Genomic DNA, 22,345 nt, shown 5'->3' on the forward strand with positions numbered 1-22,345 from the left:
GAATAGTTGTTGTTTTTTTTCATTACATGATCAGAGTCTGGTTTTCTTACTTCTTCATGGGTACAAAAAAAGACGACTTTTTTGTCCATTTTGCGACGGGAAATGGTAATAAAGCGGCTGTTCACGGTAACAGCACGGCTGGATAAGCGTTTACGGTTTCCGGATTCACGTAAAAGCAGTACAGTGCAGTGTAATAAAATTACAACCAGTGTCTGGCAAAAGCACCAGGCACTTAATTGAGGAGAATGACATGGCGGTAACGCAAACAGCCCAGGCATGTGATCTGGTCATTTTCGGCGCAAAGGGCGACCTGGCGCGGCGAAAATTGCTGCCTTCCCTGTATCAACTGGAAAAGGCCGGACAGATTAACCCTGAAACCCGCATCATTGGGGTTGGGCGTGCCGACTGGGACAAAGCAGCCTATACCAAGGTTGTGCGCGAAGCGCTCGAAACCTTCATGAAAGAAAAAATCGATGAAGGTTTATGGGAGACCCTCAGCGGTCGTCTGGAGTTTTGTAATCTGGACGTCAATGACACAGCCGCGTTTAAACGTCTGGGCAAAATGCTGGATCAAAAATCGCGGACCACCATCAACTATTTTGCGATGCCGCCGAGTACCTTCGGCGCGATCTGCAAAGGTCTGGGTGAAGCAAAGCTGAATGCTAAACCAGCCCGCGTCGTGATGGAAAAACCACTGGGTACGTCACTGGCAACATCCCGTGAAATCAACGATCAGGTTGGCGAGTATTTCGAAGAGTGTCAGGTTTACCGCATCGACCACTATCTCGGCAAAGAGACGGTCCTGAACCTGCTGGCACTGCGTTTTGCCAACTCCCTGTTTGTGAACAACTGGGATAACCGCACTATTGATCACGTAGAAATTACCGTGGCGGAAGAGGTAGGTATTGAAGGGCGCTGGGGCTATTTTGACCAGGCCGGTCAAATGCGCGATATGATCCAGAACCACCTGCTGCAAATTCTGTGCATGATCGCGATGTCTCCACCGTCCGATCTGAGCGCTGACAGCATCCGTGATGAAAAAGTGAAAGTACTGAAATCACTACGTCGCATCGATCGTTCGAACGTACGTGAAAAAACGGTTCGCGGCCAGTACACCGCCGGTTTTGCCCAGGGCAAAAAAGTTCCGGGATATCTGGAAGAAGAAGGCGCGAACAAGAGCAGCAACACGGAAACGTTTGTGGCGATCCGTGTGGATATCGATAACTGGCGCTGGGCGGGTGTTCCTTTCTACCTGCGTACCGGTAAACGTTTGCCGACGAAGTGCTCTGAAGTCGTGGTTTACTTCAAAACGCCTGAGCTGAACCTGTTCAGAGAGTCCTGGCAGGATCTACCGCAGAACAAGCTGACCATCCGTTTGCAGCCTGATGAAGGTGTCGATATCCAGGTACTGAACAAAGTACCGGGTCTGGATCACAAGCATAATCTGCAAATTACCAAGCTTGATCTGAGCTATTCCGAAACCTTCAACCAGACGCACCTTGCCGACGCCTACGAGCGCCTGCTGCTTGAAACGATGCGCGGCATTCAGGCGCTGTTTGTGCGCCGTGATGAAGTTGAAGAAGCATGGAAGTGGGTCGACTCCATTACCGAAGCATGGGCGATGGACAACGACGCGCCGAAGCCGTATCAGGCAGGCACCTGGGGACCGGTTGCTTCTGTGGCCATGATCACCCGTGATGGTCGTTCCTGGAACGAGTTTGAGTAAAATATCATCTAGCCCATAGGTGTTATTTTACCGGTAACATGATCTAACACAGATTGTAGAATAATTTTTGCACTTTTAAGCTCCGCGTGGATTCACCCGCGGGGCTTTTTTTATTACACTGCCTGAAACGATTTTGCCCCTGAGCTGCGGCTAACAAGCGATTCAGCCATTTTTAACCCAACTGAAACACATTGTTGATCCAACGCTCTGACAGATAAATTTTAGGAGCCTCTATGAATCCGAATTTGTTACGCGTAACACAACGTATCGTCGAACGTTCTCGTGACACACGTTCCGCCTACCTCGCCCGTATTGAACAAGCGAAATCAACTACCGTTCATCGCTCACAGCTGGCATGCGGTAACCTGGCGCATGGTTTTGCTGCGTGTCAGCCGGACGACAAGGCTTCGCTGAAAAGCATGCTGCGTAACAATATCGCGATCATTACCTCCTATAACGACATGCTCTCCGCGCATCAGCCGTATGAACACTATCCGACCATCATTCGTAAAGCGCTACATGAAGCCAATGCTGTAGGCCAGGTTGCGGGCGGTGTGCCTGCCATGTGCGACGGTGTGACCCAGGGCCAGGATGGGATGGAGCTTTCCCTGCTGAGTCGTGAAGTGATTGCGATGTCGGCTGCAGTAGGCCTTTCCCACAATATGTTCGACGGTGCGCTGTTCCTCGGCGTGTGTGACAAAATTGTCCCGGGCCTCGTGATGGCGGCGCTGTCATTTGGTCATCTGCCTTCAATCTTTATTCCTTCCGGTCCGATGGCGAGCGGTCTGGCGAATAAAGAAAAAGTGCGTATCCGTCAGCTGTATGCTGAAGGTAAAGTCGATCGTATGGCGCTTCTTGAATCCGAAGCGGCGTCTTATCACGCACCGGGTACCTGTACGTTCTATGGCACCGCGAACACCAACCAGATGGTGGTGGAGTTTATGGGGATGCAACTGCCAGGCTCCTCATTCGTGCACCCGGATGCGCCATTACGCGAAGCACTGACCGCGGCGGCAGCCCGTCAGGTAACGCGCCTGACTGGAAACGGCAATGAATGGATGCCGATCGGTAAAATGATTGATGAAAAAGTTGTGGTGAACGGTATTGTCGCGCTGCTGGCGACCGGGGGCTCAACTAACCATACGATGCACCTGGTAGCGATGGCGCGTGCGGCCGGGATACTGATTAACTGGGACGACTTCTCCGATCTGTCCGATATCGTGCCGCTGATGGCGCGTTTGTACCCGAATGGTCCGGCAGATATTAACCACTTCCAGGCCGCGGGTGGTGTGCCGGTGTTAATGCGAGAACTGCTTAACGCGGGTCTGCTGCATGAAGATGTGAACACCGTTGCCGGGTTCGGTTTATCACGTTACACCATGGAACCCTGGCTCAACGAGGGTGAACTGGACTGGCGTGAAGGGGCGGCGAAGTCGTTGGACAGCAATGTGATTGCCACCTTTGACCAACCGTTCTCCCACCATGGCGGCACCAAAGTGCTGAGCGGAAACCTTGGTCGAGCAGTGATGAAGACGTCGGCGGTCCCGGTAGAAAATCAGGTAATTGAAGCACCGGCAGTCGTTTTTGAAAGTCAGCATGATGTGTTACCGGCCTTCGATGCGGGTCTGCTTGATCGGGATTGCGTGGTGGTTGTGCGCCATCAGGGACCAAAAGCGAACGGAATGCCAGAATTACATAAACTCATGCCGCCACTTGGTGTATTATTGGACCGTTGTTTCAAAATTGCGTTAGTTACAGATGGACGACTTTCAGGTGCTTCAGGTAAAGTGCCTTCAGCAATCCATGTAACCCCGGAAGCCTATGATGGCGGGTTGCTGGCAAAAGTACGCGATGGCGACATCATTCGTGTGAATGGACAGACAGGTGAATTGACGCTGCTGGTTGATGAAGAGGAACTTGCCTCTCGTCAGCCTCACATTCCTGACCTCAGCGCATCGCGCGTGGGTACAGGCCGTGAAATGTTCAGCGCGTTGCGTGAAAAGCTGTCCGGTGCGGAGCAGGGCGCAACCTGTATCACTTTTTAAGACTTATTTTGTAATCAGGCGAGAGAAAACTCTGATGAAAAACTGGAAGACAAGTGCAGAAGCAATCCTGACCACTGGCCCGGTTGTACCGGTTATTGTGGTTAATAAACTGGAACACGCGGTGCCGATGGCAAAAGCGCTGGTTGCAGGGGGCGTGCGCGTTCTGGAAGTGACCTTACGTACCGCATGTGCGATGGATGCCATTCGCGCGATCGCCAAAGAAGTTCCAGACGCTATCGTTGGCGCGGGTACCGTACTGAACCCACAACAGCTGGCTGAAGTGACCGAAGCCGGTGCGCAGTTTGCTATCAGCCCGGGCCTGACTGAGCCGCTGCTGAAGGCTGCAACCGAAGGCACTATTCCGCTAATTCCTGGTATCAGCACCGTTTCTGAACTGATGCTGGGTATGGACTACGGTTTGAAAGAATTCAAATTCTTCCCGGCGGAAGCGAACGGTGGTACTAAAGCACTGCAGGCGATTGCGGGTCCGTTCTCTCAGGTCCGTTTCTGCCCAACTGGTGGTATTTCCCCGTCTAACTACCGCGATTACCTGGCACTGAAAAGCGTGCTGTGCATCGGCGGTTCCTGGCTGGTTCCTGCAGATGCGCTGGAAGCGGGGGATTACGATCGCATTACTAAGCTGGCTCGTGAAGCAGTAGAAGGCGCGAAGCAGTAATCCGTTAATGCGTAAACCGTAGGTCAGATACGGCAGCAATGCTTTATCCGACCTACGGGTCTGGTTTTTATCCTGCGACTTTCACCTGTGCGGCTGCGTCTGTCGCGCGTATCACCGCATCTTCAATGCTCTGTGCTGTGGCCAGCACAACGCCCAGACGACGGCTCCCGTCGATTTCCGGCTTGCCAAAGAAACGCACTTGCATACCCGCACCTACAGCGGCCTGCACGTTATCAAACGTGATATTCTGGCTGGTAAGTTGCGGCAGGATAACGGCGGAAGCAGAAGGTCCATACTGGCGGATTGCGCCAACGGGCAGACCGAGAAATGCGCGTACGTGTAGGGCAAACTCGGACAGATCCTGCGAAATCAAGGTCACCATACCCGTGTCGTGAGGGCGAGGGGAAACTTCGCTGAAAATCACCTCATCACCGCAGACAAACAGCTCCACGCCAAACAGTCCATGGCCGCCCAGTGCCAGCACCACCTTACGGGCAATCTCCTGCGCGCGCATCAGTGCCAGGTCACTCATCTGCTGCGGCTGCCAGGATTCACGATAATCGCCATCTTCCTGACGATGTCCTACCGGCGCGCAGAAATGGACGCCATCAACGGCGCTGACGGTAAGCAGGGTGATTTCAAAATCAAAATTCACTACGCCTTCGACGATAACGCGTCCGGCGCCTGCCCGGCCTCCCTGCTGGGCATAGTCCCAGGCCTCGGTGAGCCGATCGGCGGAACGAATAAAGCTCTGTCCCTTCCCGGAGGAACTCATTACCGGCTTCACAATGCAGGGGTAGCCGATTTCGGCGACGGCCTCACGAAAGCGGGCTTCGCTGTCAGCAAAGCGGTAAGAAGAGGTCGGCAAAGACAATTCTTCGGCGGCCAGTCGACGGATCCCCTCGCGGTTCATGGTCAGTTGCGTCGCCCTGGCACACGGCACGACGCGTTGGCCTTCCTGTTCCAGTGTTACCAGCATATCTGTGGCAATCGCCTCTATTTCGGGCACGATATAATCTGGTTTTTCACGCTCCACGAGCTGGCGTAATGCATCGCCATCCAGCATGTTGATTACGTATGAACGATGGGCAACATGCATAGCTGGCGCGTCGGGGTAACGATCCACGGCAATGACTTCCACGCCCAGGCGTTGGCATTCAATAGCCACCTCTTTACCCAGTTCACCTGAACCTAATAACATCACTCGCGTTGCTGCGGGACGCAGCGCTGTGCCTAATAACGTCATAAATTAATCCCCTGTTTTATCTGGGCGCAGTATATACGAAAACGTTTGCGTCTGTCTTTATTACCAGGTTGATTTCGAGGCGCAAAAAGAATATACTGTACATAAATACAGGTAATTTGAGAGGCTGCAAAAATGGCGGTTGAAGTTAAATACGTAGTCATTCGGGAAGGTGAGGAAAAAATGTCGTTTACCAGCAAAAAGGAAGCCGATGCGTATGACAAAATGCTGGACACAGCGGATTTGCTCGACACATGGCTGGAACAATCGCCGGTAGCGCTCGAAGACGAGCAGCGTGAAGCACTTTCCCTGTGGCTGGCTGAGCAAAAGGATGTGCTGAGCGCCATTCTGAAAAATGGCAAACTGCCATCGCCGCAGGCGGTCGAAAACGACGCGCACACTGAGGATGATACTCAGGCTGCCTGAAACGACTTGCGCTCCTGACGTTTTGTACCATGCTTTTCCCTGAATCATTGTGCAATCCCTGACGTCATTTCACGTTGCTACAGGCAACATGAATGGCGAAGGGGAGATTAAGGAGAAAAGAATGTATAAAAAAAGAGCGTTACTGAGCCTGCTGTTGTTGTCCGCCAGCGTATCTGTGTTTGCGGCAAATACGGAAAGCAAGAATGTTCAGTTCCCCAAGTGTGAAGGACTGGATGCAAACGGCATTGCGGCGAGCGTGAAACGTGATTATCAGCAAAATCGCATCTCCCGCTGGGCTGACGATCAAAAACGCGTTGGTCAGGCCGACCCTGTCGCCTGGGTCAACACGCCCGATATTACGGGCAAAGACGGGAAATGGTCAGTTCCCCTGACGGTTCGCGGTAAAAGCGCGGATATTCACTATCAGGTAAAAGTCGACTGCAAGGCCGGAACGGCGGAGTATAAGCCGCAATAACGAAGGTATTTGCACATCTTTTGATGACCTGAACACTTCCTGACATCCCCTCGGGTACGCTTTGATGATTATTCGTCTGTACTTGAGGGGCAAAATGGCTAACTGGCTAAATCAACTACAATCTCTTCTTGGGCAAAAAGGATCCTCCGCGTCATCTTCTGGCGAGCAAGGGCTGAGTAAACTTCTGGTTCCGGGCGCGTTAGGCGGTCTGGCAGGATTACTGGTTGCCAATAAATCTTCACGTAAATTACTGAGTAAATACGGCACCAGCGCGCTTTTAGTTGGTGGTGGGGCAGTTGCCGGTACCGTGTTATGGAACAAATACAAGGATAAGGTTCGCGCTGCGCATCAGGATGAACCGCAGTTCGGCGCACAAAGCTCACCGCTGGATGAGCGAACTGAACGTCTGATCCTGGCGCTGGTTTTTGCGGCGAAAAGCGATGGTCATATTGATGCTAAAGAACGTACCGCCATTGAGCAGCAACTCCGCGAAGCGGGCGTTGAAGAGCAGGGTCGCGTTCTGATTGAGCGCGCCATCGAACAACCGCTAGATCCTCAACGCCTGGCACAAGGTATCCGCAACGAAGAAGAAGCGCTGGAAATTTACTTCCTGAGCTGTGCGGCGATTGATATCGACCACTTTATGGAGCGTAGCTATCTGAACGCGCTGGGCGATGCGCTGAAGATCCCGCAGGATGTTCGTGAAGGCATTGAACAGGATCTCAAAGAACAAAAACAGGCTTTACCGGGTTAATTACTTACCGCTAAGGCGCATGTTTCGCTTGCATCATTGCTGTCTTTTGCCACCCTTATAGGATGATTAAGCAAAAGAACAATGACATGCTACCAAAAGCTTCTCGTATTCCCCACGCCATGACGCAGCATGGCGATACTCGTGTTGATAATTATTACTGGTTGCGAGATGACACCCGCTCGCAGCCGGAAGTACTGGATTATCTGCAACAAGAAAATGCGTATGGCCGCCAGATTATGGCCTCGCAACAGGCCTTGCAGGATCGCATCCTGAAAGAGATTATCGACCGAATCCCGCCCCAGGATGCATCCGCCCCTTATGTGAAGAATGGTTATCGCTACCGGCATATTTATGAACCGGGGTGCGAGTATGCCATTTACCAGCGTCAGTCTGCCTTCAGTGAAGAGTGGGATGGATGGGACCCCCTGCTGGATGGTAACCAGCGAGCAGCTCACAGTGAGTTTTATACGCTGGGAGGGCTGGCGATATCGCCGGATAACACTATCATGGCACTGGCCGAAGATTATCTCTCTCGTCGGCAATATGGCGTGCGTTTTCGCAATCTGCAAAGCGGCAACTGGTATCCTGAAGTGCTGGACAACGTTGAAGCAGACCTGGTCTGGGCAAATGACTCGCAGACCTTCTATTACGTGCGCAAACATGCAACCACGCTGCTTCCGTATCAGGTTTGGCGGCATATCGTCGGCTCGCCATCGTCACTGGATGAGCTGGTGTATGAAGAAGCCGATGATATGTTTTATGTCAGCCTGCATAAAACCACCTCGCTTCACTATGTGGTTATTCATATCGCCAGTGCGACCACCAGTGAGGTTTTGCTGCTTGATGCAGAACTGGCGGATGCCGAGCCGTTAGTCTTTTTAGCCCGGCGCAAAGACCACGAATACAGCCTCGATCACTATCAGCATACGTTTTATCTGCGCTCTAACCGTCAGGGTAAAAATTTTGGTTTGTACCGTACCCGTGTGCGAGATGAACAAGCCTGGGAGACGCTGATCCCGCCGCGCGATAGCGTCATGCTGGAGGGTTTTACGCTGTTCACAGACTGGCTGGTGGTGGAGGAGCGCCAGCGAGGCTTAACCAGCCTGCGACAGATTAATCGTAAAACGCGCGAAGTAGTCGGCATCGCTTTTGACGATCCAGCGTATGTGACCTGGCTTGCCTATAATCCAGAGCCGGAGACATCGCGGCTGCGCTATGGCTATTCCTCCATGACCACCCCGGACACGTTGTTTGAACTGGATATGGACACCGGGGAACGTCGCGTACTTAAGCAGACGGAGGTCCCCGGATTTGATGCGGCGAATTACCGCAGCGAACACGTATGGATCACCGCGCGTGATGGCACCGAGGTTCCGGTTTCACTGGTTTATCATCAAAAGTATTTCCTGAAAGGAAAAAATCCGTTACTGGTTTACGGCTATGGTTCGTATGGCGCCAGCATGGACGCCGATTTCAGCAGTAGTCGCTTGAGCCTACTGGATCGCGGCTTTGTCTATGCCATTGCCCATGTGCGTGGCGGTGGTGAGTTAGGACAGCAGTGGTATGAAGACGGTAAGTTTCTGCTCAAGAAAAATACCTTCAATGATTACCTTGACGTCTGCGATGCGCTGCTAAAAATGGGCTACGGTGCGCCTTCACTCTGTTATGGCATGGGGGGGAGTGCCGGAGGAATGTTAATGGGCGTCGCCATTAATGAGCGCCCGGAACTCTTCCATGGCGTCATTGCGCAGGTGCCATTTGTCGATGTGGTAACTACGATGCTGGATGAGTCAATTCCCCTGACGACCGGTGAGTTTGAAGAGTGGGGTAATCCGCAGGACGAAGAGTATTACACCTACATGAAAAGCTACAGCCCGTATGACAATGTTACAGCACAGGATTATCCGCATCTGCTGGTTACGACGGGATTACACGACTCCCAGGTGCAATACTGGGAACCGGCAAAATGGGTGGCAAAACTGCGTGAGCTGAAAACGGACGATCGTCTGCTGTTGCTCTGCACGGATATGGATTCCGGGCACGGCGGTAAATCCGGGCGTTTTAAATCTTACGAAGGCGTGGCCCTGGAATACGCATTTTTGGTAGGACTGGCGCAGGGAACACTGCCTGGACAGGCGTAAACTCAGGCGTTATCCAGATAGTGTTTCAGCGTTAAGCGCAGCTCCGGGCTCATACTGTCGAGGTTATTAAATAACCAGCGCAAGTAGCCCGGATCGCGTTCAGCCACTTCTGATACCGGTTTTCCGCGGTACTTACCAAAAGTGAACGTAGTGAGTAACGCAGGGCGACCGGTAATATCGACCATCTGTTCTGCTGACCAGCCTGACGTCTGCATGATGTCGATCAGCAGTGCCGCAGTGATGTAGCAGTCATACAGGGCGCGGTGATGATGCAGACCTGACGGCGTCTGGACGCTCAGCTTACGTGATTTATACAGCGCCATATTGCTGTATTTGATCCCCGGCCACAAACGACGGGAGAGCTTCATGGTGCAAATCCACTCCCCGGGCATGTCGGGTAACACGCGGCGGTCAAAGCTGGCATTGTGCGCCACGTACCACTCGCTGCCGTAGTATTGCGGGATGACATCTTCAATCCACGGCTTATCGGCTACCATCGCTTCAGTAATACGATGGATAGCCATCGCCTGAGGGCTTATAGGGCGGTCAGGACGCACCAGGTGGCTCATTGGATTGACTATTTTTCCGTCAACCACATCGACAGAAGCAATCTCAACAATGCCTCCCTGCAGACCACAGGTTTCTGTATCTATTATGCGCAACATGCCATGCTCCTGACCCAAAACGATTAGCGTAATGGAATGATATCACCTTGCCAACCCCGTGGCGTGCGTTGACCCGTTAAGAGTAAGGAACCGCTGTCTGCACGAACAATCAATCGACCGCGCTCATCCCATAATGCGCTGCTGCCACGCGCATTAGCCATTAATACCGCAATGGCAAACTTATGCGAGAAACTCTGTAGACGAGATGTGGAGGAGAGCAATTCGGGTTCGCTAACGGACTGACTGCTGGTGAACAGGGAATAAGCCGGGTCGATATCGATACCTTCCGGTTGGCTATCCACAACGCTAATGGCATTTCGCTGTCTGGCGATACAGGCCCCGTGACTCTGATGAAACGTTAAGGGCGAGGTCATCCAGGGAGAGAAAAGTGCGATCCCTTTTACGAACCGATTGTTATGCTCTACCGGCAGTCCCGCAATAATCGTCATGCGATAAGTCGCGGCGGCATGCGCGAGAGGTTCTAACAACGATAAATCGGGTGGGGCTGGGAGCGCGTCATGCTCATCAACACAACCCAATAGCGAAAGGGAGGGGAAAACCAGCAATTCACATTGGCATTGAGCTGCTGCCTGAATGAATTGCAGGTGATGCGCGACATGTTCGGTAACTGAGGTATGAAGAGGTTCGTACTGCGCTGCTGCGATTTTCCAGTGTGACATAATGATTTCCTTTTCATAGTGTCTACAACCATCCTTAAATTATAGATTAAGGATATACTTATACTGTAGCAGGCATCATGTAAGGAATCGTAACGTTATATAAGTTTTATTTAACTTTAGGCTCGTAGGGTAAACGCGAAAGGGAAACGGATGCCAAACGGTGCGCGATGAGTCTTTCCCGAAACCAGTCGCGCAAATGTTCGGGTTGTTCACGTTCAACTACTTCGGCAACAACCGGCATATTGTATCGCTCCTTAAATGCGACACCCGCCGCGGCCAGGTCAACATTGACCTTATCCATTTCAGCTTGTTCAAGTTTGGCCAGATTGATGTTCATGGGCTTCTCCTTTTCTCTGTCTTTCGGCGCGCAAAGTTACTAAGAGTGTGCATTAATGGCAAGACCGAAATGATGATTCTCGACTCGATCATTGTAGAAGGTTATTCTCTATAGATTAGACATAACAAAAAGGAATAGTTGAAATGGCTTCATCTGCATCTATGCTTCGCAACGCTCTCATCGTACTGGCCAGCGTTCTGGTCACGCCTGCCGCCCTGGCTCATGCTCACCTGACGAAACAAAGCCCGGCGGCTAATGCCGAGGTTGCGGCATCTCCTCAGGCGTTGACGCTGAATTTCTCTGAAGGCGTAGAGCCAGGATTCAGCGGTGCAACGTTGACCGGTCCAAACAAAGAACAGATCAAAACGGGCAAAGCGTCGCGCAGTGAGCAGGACAAAACGCAACTGATTGTTCCGCTTGCTCAGACGCTGGAAGCTGGAAAATATACGGTCGACTGGCATGTCGTCTCCGTAGATGGTCATAAAACGAAGGGGCAATATACCTTTAGCGTGAAATAACCGATGCTGGCATTTACCTGGGTTGCACTACGGTTCATCCATTTTACCACTTTGATGCTGGTGTTTGGCTGTGCGCTTTACGGCGCATGGCTGGCTCCCGTTTCGGTTCGTCGTTTAATGATGCGTCGTTTTTTACGTCTGCAACGGCATGCCGCAACGTGGAGTTTTATCAGCGCGACGCTGATGCTGGCGATCCAGGGTGGGCTAATGGGCTCAGGCTGGCGGGATGTTATCTCTACAGATGTATGGGGCGCGGTGTTGCAAACGCAGTTTGGCGGCGTCTGGTTATGGCAGATTATCCTCGCGCTGGTCACGCTGGTGGTGGTTATTATCGTACCGCGTAGCATGCCGCGACGGCTGTTAATGTTGACGATTGCGCAGTTTATTTTGCTGGCTGGCGTCGGGCATGCGACGCTGCACAGTGGCATTACTGGGGCATTCCAGCAGGTTAACCATGCCTTGCATCTGATATGCGCTGCCGCCTGGTTCGGTGGCCTGCTACCCGTACTTTACTGTATGCGAATGGCGCATGGCCGCTGGCGAGAACAGGCCATCAGCACCATGATGCGTTTCTCCCGCTACGGGCATCTTTTCGTTATCGGTGTTTTACTTACCGGTATTATGAATGCGCTGTTTATTGTCGGTTTTTCTGTTCCCTGGCACATGGCTTACGGGCAACTGCTTTTGTTAAAAGGTGCTCTGGTAATGCTAATGGTGGCGATTGCGCTGGTGAATCGGTATGTTCTGGTACCACGCATGCGGCAGGATAACCGCAGTATGACACTCTATTTTATTTGGATGACTAAGCTGGAATGGGGAATTGGGGCCGTTGTGCTGGCGATTGTCAGCCTGTTTGCAACTCTCGAACCTTTCTGATTGATGGACTGGCAAAACGCATGAAAAAAATCATTATCTCGTTAGTACTACTGGCAAGCTCCGGGGCCGCACTGGCTGCGCCACAGGTCATCACCGTCAGCCGTTTTGAGGTTGGTAAAGATAAGTGGGCGTTTAATCGGGAAGAGGTGATGCTGACCTGCCGTCCGGGTAACGCGCTGTATGTCATCAATCCCAGTACGCTGGTGCAATACCCGTTAAATGATGTCGCCAGACAGCAGGTGGAGAGCGGGAAAACCACGGCAAAGCCGATCGAGATTATCCAGATTGATGATCCGGCGAAACCGGGCGAAAAAATGAGCCTGGCGCCGTTTGTGGAGCGTGCAGAAAAGCTCTGCTAATTGTCAGATGTAGCACTCTGATTTCCAATAAAAAACCGCAAGGATCTCTCAGGAGAACTTGCGGTTTTTACGTTTGGGTGCGTGACAATCGTCCTTTTTTTCAGGCCACTTTAGTCGCGGACTGGAAAACCTGGCGCTGTCATCTATTCTTAAATGGCAGGGTAACTTAGCCTGCATTAATGCCAACTTTTAGCGCACGGCTCTCTCCCAAGAGCCATTTCCCTGGACCGAATACAGGAATCGTATTCGGTCTCTTTTTATCTGGCTTTAATTTCAGTTACTTAGGACTCCATGTCCGAAAATGTCCGAAATTTGTCCGAATTCCAATATTCGGTCTTTATTCGTTATACCACACCATTTTTAACATTCACAATTCATTTACGAAGAAAAATTAGATCAGCACATACTCTTTTTTTCTCGTATCAAGATACTTCTCAGTCATTTTTTCTGACTTGTGCCCCAGTAGTTTTTGCGCAAAATCTTTCCCAAATTCCTTCTCATACATCCTTCCCGCAAGACTCCTAATTTCATGAAATGAAGGTGGGTTTTCTGAAAACTTTAAACCAGAAAAATTTCGTGCTTTCACAAAACCTTTTGTCAGACTGTCCAGGTTTATGCTTCCATCTTCACTGTTTTTTCTGATCCCAGGGCTTATCAAGAAATCGCATCGACTGACAAGCCGGCAGCGATCGATGACGGTCGACAGTCTAAGGCCGGATGCTTTCAATGTCAGTGAAAGTGGGATAGCCAGGCAAGACCCGGTTTTTTGTTGTTCGATGTACAGTCGGTCATCTTTAATGTCACTGAAGCGCATCCGGGCGACGTCCTCACGTCGCTGACCGGTGACCAGGGCGAGATCCATCGCAAGGCCGAACCATGCTGGCATTCGCTCTGCACCAGCACGAACGGTCATAAACATTTCATATTCCAGGCGCTCGCGCAGCACTTTAATTTTCGGTGCTCGAGTGGGGTCAACAGGATTGGAATCAACACGCCCTTCCACAACGGCCTCACGGAAAACATCAGATAGTACTGATCGCATGGTTCCTGCCATTGTTGTTTTGCCGCACTCCGTCCAGCGCTCAATAAACTCGGCCACATCGCGGGTGGTTATGCTGGCCAGTATCATTACGCCAAAGTATTCTCTAATGGTAGCCAGCTGCCCGGCGCGAACTTTGTAAGTATTGGCCGCCAGCTTGCGTCGCTGTAGGATAATTTCGTACCGATCGAGCCAGTTGGCCATGGTGTATTCATTAGTACCTTTCAGCTGTTCGAGTAGGGCGATTGGAGTGTAATTTTTATCGATGTAGTGATTTGCTTCGATGGCCTGGGCGATCGCTTCCCTGCGCGAAATTTTACCCAGAGATATCTCTTTTCCGTCGACGGGATTGCGCCAGGAATATGACTTCCTGGCTTTACGGTAGGTCAGATTCTTAGGCAAATTAGCGTCATACTTGTCCGGCCTCGCCATCGATAATCCTCTCTATCAATCGCCCTTTTAACGGGTATCTGCTCTGATTTGTGTTAACAGTCTTACAGTATTTGTTTGGCCTGATAAAAATGGCATCGGGCCTGACTTTGTACTCTGTTCCCTCTTTTTCCGGAGGCGGGTAAATATTACCGTTACGCGCCCATTTTCTGAGGGTTCCTATCTGCGGAGGCTCTTCATAGCGTTCTTCCGCCCAGCGCTCGAGTGATAAAAGTTTCATATGCACCTCGATAGCCAGCTGCGATCATACGTGACGCAGCAGGCGCAGGTTGATTGTCAAAAATCAGTCAGGTTTACCGCTGGTTTAACCCGGCGCTGCTTTTTCCTGGCTTTCGGCTTTATCGTTGGCTTTACGATTTGTGGTAGTGCTGGCGGTAAAGAATGGGCATGTTCGCTGATACGCTTACGATCCCCCATCATCCACACGAGTCTTGCTGTCCAGTCTCGCCCTTCATCACAGACGTGCAGAGAGCGAGTCAGGGCTTCATCGCCGGTTAAGTTCTCTGTCACTGCTCCGCCTCCGCACTTATAACCCCAGCGGCCAACGCTGCGGCCATGTGCGGCAATTCGTCAAAATCGCCGCGGTATGCCGGGTTAGCACACATCCCCTGCAGAGCTGCGAGCGTCAGTTGCTGGCGGTAGGTGAGGGCCATCGGGGCTGGTTTTGGCGCAAATACTGTTTCTGGTTCCTTTTTCGGCTTAACGGTAACCACGGGAGGATCCATCACCACCGGTTTTGGCGGTTCCGGGCGACGATATTCCACGATCGCGTCGAGGGCGATTTTCTGACGTACGGCGGCATCATCAGACCAGCCATCAAGAATTGTCGTTGCCACATCGTGAACTTCTTCGTCGCTGAAATTGGGCGACAGACAAAATTCAGTGGTGGCGATATCGATGATTAGCAGAGGAAGAACGTCAGCGATAATATGACCAGTGCATGCCACAACGCCTTCTGCTTCTTCTTTGCCCATAATGTCAGTACGTCCGGAAAGCAGGTCATTCAGAGCGTGGGCAATCTCAATTTCATGATCATCCAGAAGTGGCCGGTCATCTTCCTGTTCGGTCACTTCCGTTTTTTCGCCCTCATTTGAGGCGCTATTAGCAAATGCTGCATCCAGTTCCCTGTCGAGTTCCGCAGCGCGAGACGGGCAGACTGCTGGTATTTCAGTTTCGTTCGGTAACGTCTGTTCGGATTGATCATTGAGGACCACCTCATTATTTTTTTGTGGCAGGGGGGCGGATGTACGGCCGCAGGCGATATCAACAATCAGTGGACCCGGATTGGCGTGATCTGACTCAGTCAGGTTTTTATTGATGTATTCGCGCAGTTTTACCGGATCGCGGTAGATATCCTCCGGAGAGGATTTAATGAGGGCAATAATAGCTGCGCGGGAAAAATCCAGAATACCGGGCGTGCGGCGTAACTGTTTCCACCACGCGGTAAATCGCTCATCAGTACCGGTTTCTTCCATTTTTTTTGCGCGATCATGAACGGCATGTGGCAGCTCGTAGATATCGAAATCCATAGCAATACCCAGAATACCAATGCAGACCTCGCGGCGCAGGGTTGCCAGCGTATGTGGAAGGACACGATCGGTTACGTTACCGCCGCCGAGCGTGCAGCCAGATTCGGTGTGAGTCTCGTCTCCGGTTTCAGGTTCGCCAGCTTTAAGTTTTACTGGCTCACGTTTATCCGCTGGTGTGTCCAGCCATTTGGAAAACAGGTTTTTATAGTCTGGCCATTTCGCATTGTTGCGGGCCTTCTGACGTACCCAGGCCAGGCATTCGGTCTGTTTCTCAGGAAGCAGGGCAAGAACGCGGGATTCTTTGGCGATAGCCTCCGCCTGTTCACGTAAAGAGTTATATTCATCATCATTCAGCATGTCGATTAACTGACCATACTGAGAAGGGGTGATTTCATCAATGGCACCAAACACCGCGAGGCAGTATGCACGGGCCAGTACATCAAGTTCTTTCACCGACTTCATTTTCTCTTCCGGCGCGCCAGCATTAAGTTGTTCATTATCGCCAGCAAGCTCTGGTTCAATCATAATGAGCTCTGGTTCGCCTTTTTCAGCATTCCAGATAATGTCACCGGTGAAGAGGTCGGTATAGAATTGCCCTTCAACAGTGCAGAACATTCCTTCCGCTGCTTCCCATACCTTGGGAGCAAAATAATCATCAGCATAATCTGGCGCGAACTGTATAAAATCCGCATGCAGTAATGTTTTTGCTATTGTTTTATTCTTGGTTTGTTTAAAAGCAACATAAACCGGAAGCGTACTATCTTTTTCAAGCGCACTTTTTTTCGGTTCGAATCTCCCACCAAACTTTTTTAATCCAGTTGTCATATTAGCCTCAATAATGTTTATGTGAATGGCGCGCATTGCTTCTGCTTAAATTACAGCGCCGCGGTTCATGAATTTTTTTGTAGGAGATAGCATGCTCAAGGTTACAGAAATAAGCAGTCACAACTCTCTTATGCATTCTTTTTGTTGATTTATACATGGAGTCAACAGAACTCCATTTTTTACAATACGGACAGCACTCAAGTGTCACTTACCCTCCCTGCATGGCTGATTATGACAGGGCCATCATTGATGGATGTAGTTAGCCCTGCCAGTTAAGGCATAAATGAAAAATCTCTTAATTGCTTGAAGTTATCGAAGGGGGTAAATAAAAGGTCAGCGTAGAAACTCGCTAATATTAACCCTCTGGTCGTTAACTATTTTGGTCATTACTTTGATGAAGCACATATCCAGCACCGCTTCATCTTTGTATTTCTGAACTCCAGTTATATCAGCCACAGCCTTTTTATATTCAGCTTCAGCTGTACGTTGGGCAATATCTTCGCTGGTAAATTTAACCATTGGCACGCACCATCCTGAGTAAAGATTCTGTGTGATCGAGAGCTGCCTTCTGTTGTTCGTACAGTGCCTCAAGTTCAGCTGTAAGGCGGTCGCGAAATGCAGGAACGGTTAACTGATGAATAAAATTACTTACTGAGCTTTCCACATCGGGATCCCCGTCCGGTATAACTGGCTGTGAATTTTTCATAAACCCTCCGGTAAAAAAGGTGCCCATCGTGGGAGATGGGCAAAGACCACGCGGCACACACAGCAACTAATCACATCTGCAAGTGCACTCCGCTTGTTTCACACCTGTCACCCATAACTGGTAAATGAAGGAGTGCGCTTGCATGTTGTTCCCTGAAAAAGCTGGCGGTTATCGGACTCATACGGGAAAACACCGGGCCGCCAGAACAGGGTTCTACTTCTTATTGCTTTGGCCTGCTTTTAACCACATCAGGCGCGGTGGTAGGTATCTTCGGGCGGGGACCAGTGACCAGCTGGTACCCCTACGGTACTTTTCGCCGACAACTGCGGGTTAGACGGTTCCGTTTCGTCGGATAGAGCTGTCGATGCTGGTAGTCACTCCAGCCCATACCCCCTCCCGAAGACACCTGTGCTGCGTTAAATCTTCAAATCTGTTTTCCCCTGTATCGCCAGGGTAAGCGGAACATTTTGATTCTGAGTAATCACTGCGTGTGGTTACTTGATGACATGAGGTTAACTAAAGGTAATTTAAATGGCAAGGGTAAAATAACAAAAGTTAAGTTGCGGAGTGTAAAAAAACGCAAGTCATTGACTGACTTGCTATTTTTTATTTGTTTGGGATTTTCTAACTTTTAGAAGTTCTTCAAAGAGGCGGTTAAAATTATCAACTCTTGCTTCTAACTCATTGAGGTAGGACTCTTTTTCTGACTCAGGAAGAGAATCAAACAAATCTAAAAGACGCTGCTGCCGTTCATCTAACGCCGTAGGAAGTGACTCCACTGGAGTGGGGATTTGTTCTTCATCACCGAAAAGTAACCAGGTCGGAGAACAGCGCAGCGCAGTACTTAAAGCAAAGAGACTTTTCCCCTTTGGCTCAGTTTGGCCGCTTTCCCATTTGAATACGCTAACGCTGGACTTCTTAACCAGATCAGCAAGCTGCTGCTGCGTTAGTCCAAGCTCTTTGCGCCGGGCGGCAATGCGATCACTCAAAGTTTCAATTTTCATAAGCCTAATATAAGTTAACTTGACATAACTTTTGTTAGTATTTATTTTGCTAACATTAGTTATGCGGAGGACGCATGTTCACAGAGACAGTGATTAAGTTTTTTGGCTCCAAAGCTGCCGTTGCGCGAGCGCTTGGCATTTCTCAGGTCGCGGTCACCCGATGGGGGAGCGCCATTCCTGAAAAGCGAGCAGTTAGGTTAGAGCGTCTAACAGGTGGAGTTCTGAAATATGACCCGTTGTTTTATGAAAACCAGGATAAAGCAAAGAAAGGGAGAAAATTGAACGATGAAAATCAATGAGATCAAATTGCTGGCCATTGAGCTGGAAGAGTGGGCGATGAAGGATGGCAGGAAAGGGGGCTGGAAAAAGATAGTCCCGCAGATTACAGCGCATCACTACGGTGATTTGCTGGACAGCCTAGCGGATATCGTCGACCCGTCAGAGTATGCGCGCCGCCTGCATAACAACACGCAGATCATCCAGCGGGCATTTCGAAATGACACGCCGAATTATCGTGGTCAGGCAGCTGCGCTGGCGCCAGCAATCAGAGCTGCGATGGATGCAGAGCTGGCTGGTCAGCATGACTTACATAACCTGGTGGCCATTGCGAACCGTGAGTGCATCGAGGCGACCAGCGCGGTGCTGACTGGTAAGCCAATGCAGATAATCCGCAAAGAAACGGCAGAGGCAATTCAGGCGCTGGCCGATCTCATTCCCGGCGTCAGCATCCAGTTTAAACATATCAGCCCGCACGTGGTGTAACAGGAGGCTCCCATGCTTGCCCTGGAATTAGTAAACCGCATGAAAAAAGCGATGAAGCACAGAGTACCGGCGGAGACAGTCGATCGCAGCGCTGAACTGATTCCGGGGACGAAATACCGCAACGAACGCGGACGCATGGTGACGGTAATGAGAGTTTCTCATCTTCGGGTTATGTACCGATACGAAGGTTATCAGGACATCTGCGAGACAGGCCGGAGAGAGTTTGATTTGAAATTTAGAAAGGTGCAGTCGTGAGCAGCAAATTACACGGTCTTGTTTGGGAAGGATGCGCTCCTGCTGGATTGGGAATTTCCCGCGTTGCGCTTATGGCCCGCCTGGCTGATTACAGCAATGCTGACGGCATATCGTGGCCAGCGATTGAGACGCTCAGGATTGAGATCGGCGCTAAAAGCGATACGACAATAAAAACTGCTTTAGCTGAGCTTGTTAAGGGCGGCTGGATTAAAAAAACAGAACGCAAGCTGGGCGGCAGAAATCTGACAAATGTTTATCAGATTGATATCGCAAAACTTGAAGAAGCGGCAGCAGAGGGGCGTAAAAAAATACGGGAAGAGAGAGCCCAAAAGAAAGGTTCCCGTTGCCTGCCAGCAGGGAAGGAAGATAAGGCGTCAATTTTTGACCCGTCAAATAATGGCCCCTTAAAAGAGGATAGTAAGGGGGCAGATTTTGACCCGTCAAAAATTGAGGGGTCAAAAATTGGTGAAAACAGCGATTTAACCCCCCCAAAAATTGACCCCGATCCGTCATTAAAACCTGATCCGTCATTAAACCCCACACATAACACGCGAGGGGAAGAGGTCGAACCAGTTAATAACAACCCGGTTCCTGAATACCCTGGACAACCTGGTATGAATTTTCCCGCCGGAGAGTCATTTGGGAAGGTCCCAATGACCATTGACTGGAAACCGTCGGCTGACTTCCGCCAGCGCGTTGGATTCTGGGGCATAACGATCCCGGATGGACTGAACCTCAGAGCCGAGCTGAACAGCTTCATTGCCTACTGGCAACCAGAGAACAAAGTTTTTTACCAGTCGCAGTGGGAGCAGAAATTTGCCCGCCACCTGCAACAGGCCAAACCCACTAAACCGCGAGGTAACTCACATGCAGGACTGGATCCAAACTCCACAGCAAACGCAGCTGTACAGCGAGCACGCGCAGCACGCGCTGCACAACTCCGCGCTCGAGGAGAAGGCCTGGAAGTTCTGGGTTCTCATGCTGGAAATTTACTCCAGTCGATGGGAAACCAAAAACGGATCGGCTCCGTCGGACCTATGGATTGCTCAGATTGGGAATTTGACCAGCGACCGGATGACGAGCGTCTGTAACGCGGTGGTTGCTCGCTGTGCAGCGGGTAATTCATGGCCACCTGACCTGGCTGAGTTCGTGACGCTGGTGGCTGACTGTGACGGTGGGAAGCTTGGACTGAAGGTTTCGGACGTTATGGCGGAATACAGGAACTGGCGCAACGAATCTTACCGTTACGCCAGCACTGAGGAATATTTCATTGCCCGCGAATGTAATCCGGTCCTGTACCAGATTTGCACTGAACTTCGCCGAACTGGGGTTGAGCGACAAATGACGCAACCCGAGCTGGAGAGACTGGCAGCGGACCAACTGGCGAAGTGGGAAAAACACCTGGAGGACGGCAAACAGATCCCTCCGGTAAGAAAACAGATTGCGGCGCCACTTCATCCGGCAGGACCGACACCCGCGCAGCAGCTGCTTGAAGAATACAAACGCCGTAAAGCGGCTGGCTTAATTTAACCAGGAGAATTTTATGGAAACCATTTTAGACGTACTGAAAGCGATGGAAAAAGCGACTGCCCGTGAAATTGCGGCGCGCATGAAAATTGAGCCTGCGGCGGTGATCGGGATGCTGCGTGAACACGAAGAACGTAACGAGGTTGTTCAGGCTAACGGGTACTGGAGAGTTGCTACCGGGGAAGTTAAATCACAGCCTGAAGTGATCAGTTCTGTCAGCAAAGCGCCGGCAAGTGTATCAGTCAGCGACGTCATCGCATTACTGGCGAAACATGGACCACAGACATCCCTTGAGCTGGCAACACTGGCAGGTATTGAGTCAAAACGTGTGGCGCCAATGCTGACCCACCACATGACAAAAGGGCGGATCATCCGCGAAAAAGTGGGCAGTAAGTTTGTTTATTCGGTGCCGGCCGCTGGGCCAGTGAAAAACAAAAGCTCTGCACAGCGGGAACCGGAGATATCAACTCCACCGGTACCAGAAAAATCTGTCACTGAAATTGTTGGGGAAATCCCCGCTTTCGTCAGCCGTCCTGACGATCTGCTGATCCCAACGGTACGCGGTATCTCAAGTGAGATTCGCCGCACGAAAGCGAAGCTGGCCAACTTGGAAAAACTTCGTGAAGCCGTTCGTAGCATTCGCAAGCACGGGGCGCTGATGCAGGAGTTGGCGCAATGAAACGGTCTGAATTACCACGCTGCCCGACCTGTGGAAACTCGCCGGAATACGCATTTAAAAAAGACCAGTTCGGCTGGCACCGCGGCGGACTGAAATGCCCCTACAACTGCCACCGCGTACAGCTGGATTGTCCGGCTGGTAGCCGGGAGCGGGCCGAAGAACGGCTGGAGCCGCAATGGATTGAACTTGTCGAAAAAGTTAGCCAGGAGGCCCAATGACAGCACTCAACAAACAGGTACTGCGTATGCGCAACTATCTCGATACGGCTCTTAAATCCGGGGTAAAGCTTTTGCACCTTTCGACTGATGAGCTTAAAGGCTTGCTGGATGAGCTGGAGAAAGAAAAAGGCTACGCCAGCGCATACGAAGGGGAAAAGTGGCATTACCACCAGTTAGCAGAATCTGAGGGCGAGCGTGCGAACCGGGCAGAGACCAAGTTGGAAGCCGCAGAGAAGCGCATAGCAGAACTGGAGGCAAAGTTAGCTAATCCCGTTTTGCTGCCAAAAACAAACGGCTATCCTCAACGCACTCATACTAACAACCCGCTTCGGCGGGTTTTTTCTTGCTCATTCCGCTTCAACCTTCTTAATTAATAAGTTCTGAATATTCGGAAAAACTTAGTGTATACAACGGCATGGCTTTGGCGAAA

The 22,345-nt window shown here is 51.0% G+C and carries 29 protein-coding genes; 18 read left to right on the forward strand and 11 right to left on the reverse strand.

What is annotated here, in order from left to right; genetic code table 11:
* The first annotated feature begins 250 nt into the window (after positions 1-250).
* The 3 genes from zwf (at position 251) to kdgA (ending at position 4,447) form a co-directional block, all read left to right on the forward strand.
* A complete protein-coding gene (zwf, locus tag OGV80_RS24130) occupies positions 251-1,726 on the forward strand; it encodes a glucose-6-phosphate dehydrogenase (RefSeq protein ID WP_043016695.1) in 1,476 nt (491 codons plus the stop codon).
* A 233-nt stretch (positions 1,727-1,959) separates the two neighbouring features.
* On the forward strand, positions 1,960-3,771 hold the full coding sequence (gene edd, locus OGV80_RS24135; RefSeq protein ID WP_043016694.1) for a phosphogluconate dehydratase: 1,812 nt from the start codon (positions 1,960-1,962) through the stop codon (positions 3,769-3,771).
* 34 nt (positions 3,772-3,805) lie between these two features.
* Entirely contained in the window at positions 3,806-4,447 is a 642-nt protein-coding gene (kdgA, locus tag OGV80_RS24140; protein ID WP_043016693.1) for a bifunctional 4-hydroxy-2-oxoglutarate aldolase/2-dehydro-3-deoxy-phosphogluconate aldolase, read from the forward strand.
* Positions 4,448-4,514: 67 nt separating this feature from the next.
* Here kdgA and purT read toward each other — a convergent pair whose 3' ends face one another.
* A complete protein-coding gene (gene purT / locus OGV80_RS24145) occupies positions 4,515-5,693 on the reverse strand; it encodes a formate-dependent phosphoribosylglycinamide formyltransferase (protein WP_043016692.1) in 1,179 nt (392 codons plus the stop codon).
* Between the two features lie 132 nt (positions 5,694-5,825).
* Between purT and yebG the strand changes: the two genes are divergently transcribed.
* The 4 genes from yebG to ptrB all read left to right on the forward strand — a co-directional run bounded on the left by yebG (position 5,826) and on the right by ptrB (position 9,486).
* Complete coding sequence (gene yebG, locus OGV80_RS24150; RefSeq protein ID WP_032943780.1) at positions 5,826-6,116, forward strand: DNA damage-inducible protein YebG; 291 nt, start codon at positions 5,826-5,828, stop codon at positions 6,114-6,116.
* Positions 6,117-6,237: 121 nt separating this feature from the next.
* On the forward strand, positions 6,238-6,591 hold the full coding sequence (yebF, locus tag OGV80_RS24155; RefSeq protein WP_043016690.1) for a protein YebF: 354 nt from the start codon (positions 6,238-6,240) through the stop codon (positions 6,589-6,591).
* Positions 6,592-6,685: 94 nt separating this feature from the next.
* Positions 6,686-7,345: a tellurite resistance TerB family protein gene (locus tag OGV80_RS24160; RefSeq protein ID WP_043016689.1), complete on the forward strand. Its 660-nt coding sequence runs from the start codon at positions 6,686-6,688 to the stop codon at positions 7,343-7,345.
* A gap of 86 nt (positions 7,346-7,431) precedes the next feature.
* Positions 7,432-9,486, forward strand: coding sequence for an oligopeptidase B (ptrB, locus tag OGV80_RS24165; RefSeq protein WP_286515832.1), 2,055 nt, complete (start codon positions 7,432-7,434; stop codon positions 9,484-9,486).
* A gap of 2 nt (positions 9,487-9,488) precedes the next feature.
* Here ptrB and exoX read toward each other — a convergent pair whose 3' ends face one another.
* The 3 genes from exoX to OGV80_RS24180 form a co-directional block, all read right to left on the reverse strand.
* Positions 9,489-10,151, reverse strand: a complete 663-nt coding sequence (gene exoX / locus OGV80_RS24170) for an exodeoxyribonuclease X (protein WP_043016687.1) — start codon at positions 10,149-10,151, stop codon at positions 9,489-9,491.
* Positions 10,152-10,174: 23 nt separating this feature from the next.
* Positions 10,175-10,831 (reverse strand): carbon-nitrogen hydrolase family protein, encoded by a 657-nt coding sequence (locus tag OGV80_RS24175; protein WP_043016686.1) that lies wholly within the window; start codon positions 10,829-10,831, stop codon positions 10,175-10,177.
* A 106-nt stretch (positions 10,832-10,937) separates the two neighbouring features.
* Positions 10,938-11,168: a DNA polymerase III subunit theta gene (locus OGV80_RS24180; RefSeq protein WP_003034925.1), complete on the reverse strand. Its 231-nt coding sequence runs from the start codon at positions 11,166-11,168 to the stop codon at positions 10,938-10,940.
* A gap of 143 nt (positions 11,169-11,311) precedes the next feature.
* Between OGV80_RS24180 and yobA the strand changes: the two genes are divergently transcribed.
* From yobA to OGV80_RS24195, 3 genes are read left to right on the forward strand one after another with little or no spacing between them, the layout of a single operon-like run.
* Positions 11,312-11,686: a CopC domain-containing protein YobA gene (gene yobA / locus OGV80_RS24185; RefSeq protein WP_047410546.1), complete on the forward strand. Its 375-nt coding sequence runs from the start codon at positions 11,312-11,314 to the stop codon at positions 11,684-11,686.
* Between the two features lie 3 nt (positions 11,687-11,689).
* Positions 11,690-12,562, forward strand: a complete 873-nt coding sequence (copD, locus tag OGV80_RS24190) for a copper homeostasis membrane protein CopD (protein ID WP_043016685.1) — start codon at positions 11,690-11,692, stop codon at positions 12,560-12,562.
* A gap of 20 nt (positions 12,563-12,582) precedes the next feature.
* Positions 12,583-12,921: a YebY family protein gene (locus tag OGV80_RS24195; protein ID WP_043016684.1), complete on the forward strand. Its 339-nt coding sequence runs from the start codon at positions 12,583-12,585 to the stop codon at positions 12,919-12,921.
* A 391-nt stretch (positions 12,922-13,312) separates the two neighbouring features.
* On the opposite strand, the gene OGV80_RS24200 is transcribed toward OGV80_RS24195, so the two are convergent.
* From OGV80_RS24200 to OGV80_RS24230, 7 genes are all read right to left on the reverse strand, one after another.
* Positions 13,313-14,392 carry a tyrosine-type recombinase/integrase gene (locus OGV80_RS24200; protein ID WP_105179588.1) on the reverse strand — a complete coding sequence of 360 codons (1,080 nt, stop codon included), beginning with the start codon at positions 14,390-14,392 and terminating at the stop codon, positions 13,313-13,315.
* On the reverse strand, positions 14,370-14,630 hold the full coding sequence (locus OGV80_RS24205) for an excisionase (protein ID WP_049016044.1): 261 nt from the start codon (positions 14,628-14,630) through the stop codon (positions 14,370-14,372). Before OGV80_RS24205 ends, OGV80_RS24200 begins: the two co-directional genes overlap by 23 nt.
* Positions 14,631-14,686: 56 nt before the next feature.
* The gene (locus OGV80_RS24210; protein WP_286515833.1) at positions 14,687-14,920 is read right to left on the reverse strand and encodes a hypothetical protein; all 234 of its coding nucleotides are present in this window, start codon (positions 14,918-14,920) and stop codon (positions 14,687-14,689) included.
* Complete coding sequence (locus OGV80_RS24215) at positions 14,917-16,800, reverse strand: RecE-related exodeoxyribonuclease (RefSeq protein ID WP_502874000.1); 1,884 nt, start codon at positions 16,798-16,800, stop codon at positions 14,917-14,919. The genes OGV80_RS24210 and OGV80_RS24215 overlap by 4 nt, the downstream gene beginning before the upstream one ends.
* A 297-nt stretch (positions 16,801-17,097) precedes the next feature.
* On the reverse strand, positions 17,098-17,283 hold the full coding sequence (locus OGV80_RS24220) for a hypothetical protein (RefSeq protein ID WP_044711810.1): 186 nt from the start codon (positions 17,281-17,283) through the stop codon (positions 17,098-17,100).
* Entirely contained in the window at positions 17,276-17,470 is a 195-nt protein-coding gene (locus tag OGV80_RS24225) for a hypothetical protein (RefSeq protein WP_151225604.1), read from the reverse strand. Before OGV80_RS24225 ends, OGV80_RS24220 begins: the two co-directional genes overlap by 8 nt.
* 599 nt (positions 17,471-18,069) lie before the next feature.
* Positions 18,070-18,474 (reverse strand): helix-turn-helix domain-containing protein, encoded by a 405-nt coding sequence (locus OGV80_RS24230; protein ID WP_286515835.1) that lies wholly within the window; start codon positions 18,472-18,474, stop codon positions 18,070-18,072.
* 74 nt (positions 18,475-18,548) lie between these two features.
* Between OGV80_RS24230 and OGV80_RS24235 the strand changes: the two genes are divergently transcribed.
* Genes OGV80_RS24235 through OGV80_RS24270 form a run of 8 tightly spaced genes read left to right on the forward strand, consistent with a single transcriptional unit; the run spans position 18,549 to position 22,289 of the window.
* Complete coding sequence (locus OGV80_RS24235) at positions 18,549-18,773, forward strand: Cro/CI family transcriptional regulator (RefSeq protein WP_087052715.1); 225 nt, start codon at positions 18,549-18,551, stop codon at positions 18,771-18,773.
* Positions 18,760-19,236, forward strand: coding sequence for a toxin YdaT family protein (locus OGV80_RS24240; RefSeq protein ID WP_286515836.1), 477 nt, complete (start codon positions 18,760-18,762; stop codon positions 19,234-19,236). The genes OGV80_RS24235 and OGV80_RS24240 overlap by 14 nt, the downstream gene beginning before the upstream one ends.
* Positions 19,237-19,248: 12 nt before the next feature.
* Positions 19,249-19,491, forward strand: a complete 243-nt coding sequence (locus OGV80_RS24245) for a DUF4222 domain-containing protein (RefSeq protein WP_286515838.1) — start codon at positions 19,249-19,251, stop codon at positions 19,489-19,491.
* Positions 19,488-20,582, forward strand: coding sequence for a DnaT-like ssDNA-binding domain-containing protein (locus OGV80_RS24250; protein WP_095715889.1), 1,095 nt, complete (start codon positions 19,488-19,490; stop codon positions 20,580-20,582). Before OGV80_RS24245 ends, OGV80_RS24250 begins: the two co-directional genes overlap by 4 nt.
* Complete coding sequence (locus tag OGV80_RS24255) at positions 20,566-21,021, forward strand: replication protein P (RefSeq protein WP_286515839.1); 456 nt, start codon at positions 20,566-20,568, stop codon at positions 21,019-21,021. Before OGV80_RS24250 ends, OGV80_RS24255 begins: the two co-directional genes overlap by 17 nt.
* Positions 21,022-21,034: 13 nt before the next feature.
* A complete protein-coding gene (locus tag OGV80_RS24260; RefSeq protein WP_095715887.1) occupies positions 21,035-21,697 on the forward strand; it encodes a DUF1627 domain-containing protein in 663 nt (220 codons plus the stop codon).
* The gene (locus tag OGV80_RS24265; protein ID WP_286515841.1) at positions 21,694-21,915 is read left to right on the forward strand and encodes a hypothetical protein; all 222 of its coding nucleotides are present in this window, start codon (positions 21,694-21,696) and stop codon (positions 21,913-21,915) included. The genes OGV80_RS24260 and OGV80_RS24265 overlap by 4 nt, the downstream gene beginning before the upstream one ends.
* Positions 21,912-22,289, forward strand: a complete 378-nt coding sequence (locus OGV80_RS24270; protein WP_286515842.1) for a GNAT family protein — start codon at positions 21,912-21,914, stop codon at positions 22,287-22,289. Before OGV80_RS24265 ends, OGV80_RS24270 begins: the two co-directional genes overlap by 4 nt.
* The last annotated feature ends 56 nt before the right edge of the window (positions 22,290-22,345 follow it).

Origin of the sequence: Citrobacter sp. Ce119, assembly GCF_030334525.1 — a bacterium.
GTDB classification, from domain to species: Bacteria; Pseudomonadota; Gammaproteobacteria; order Enterobacterales; family Enterobacteriaceae; genus Citrobacter; species Citrobacter europaeus.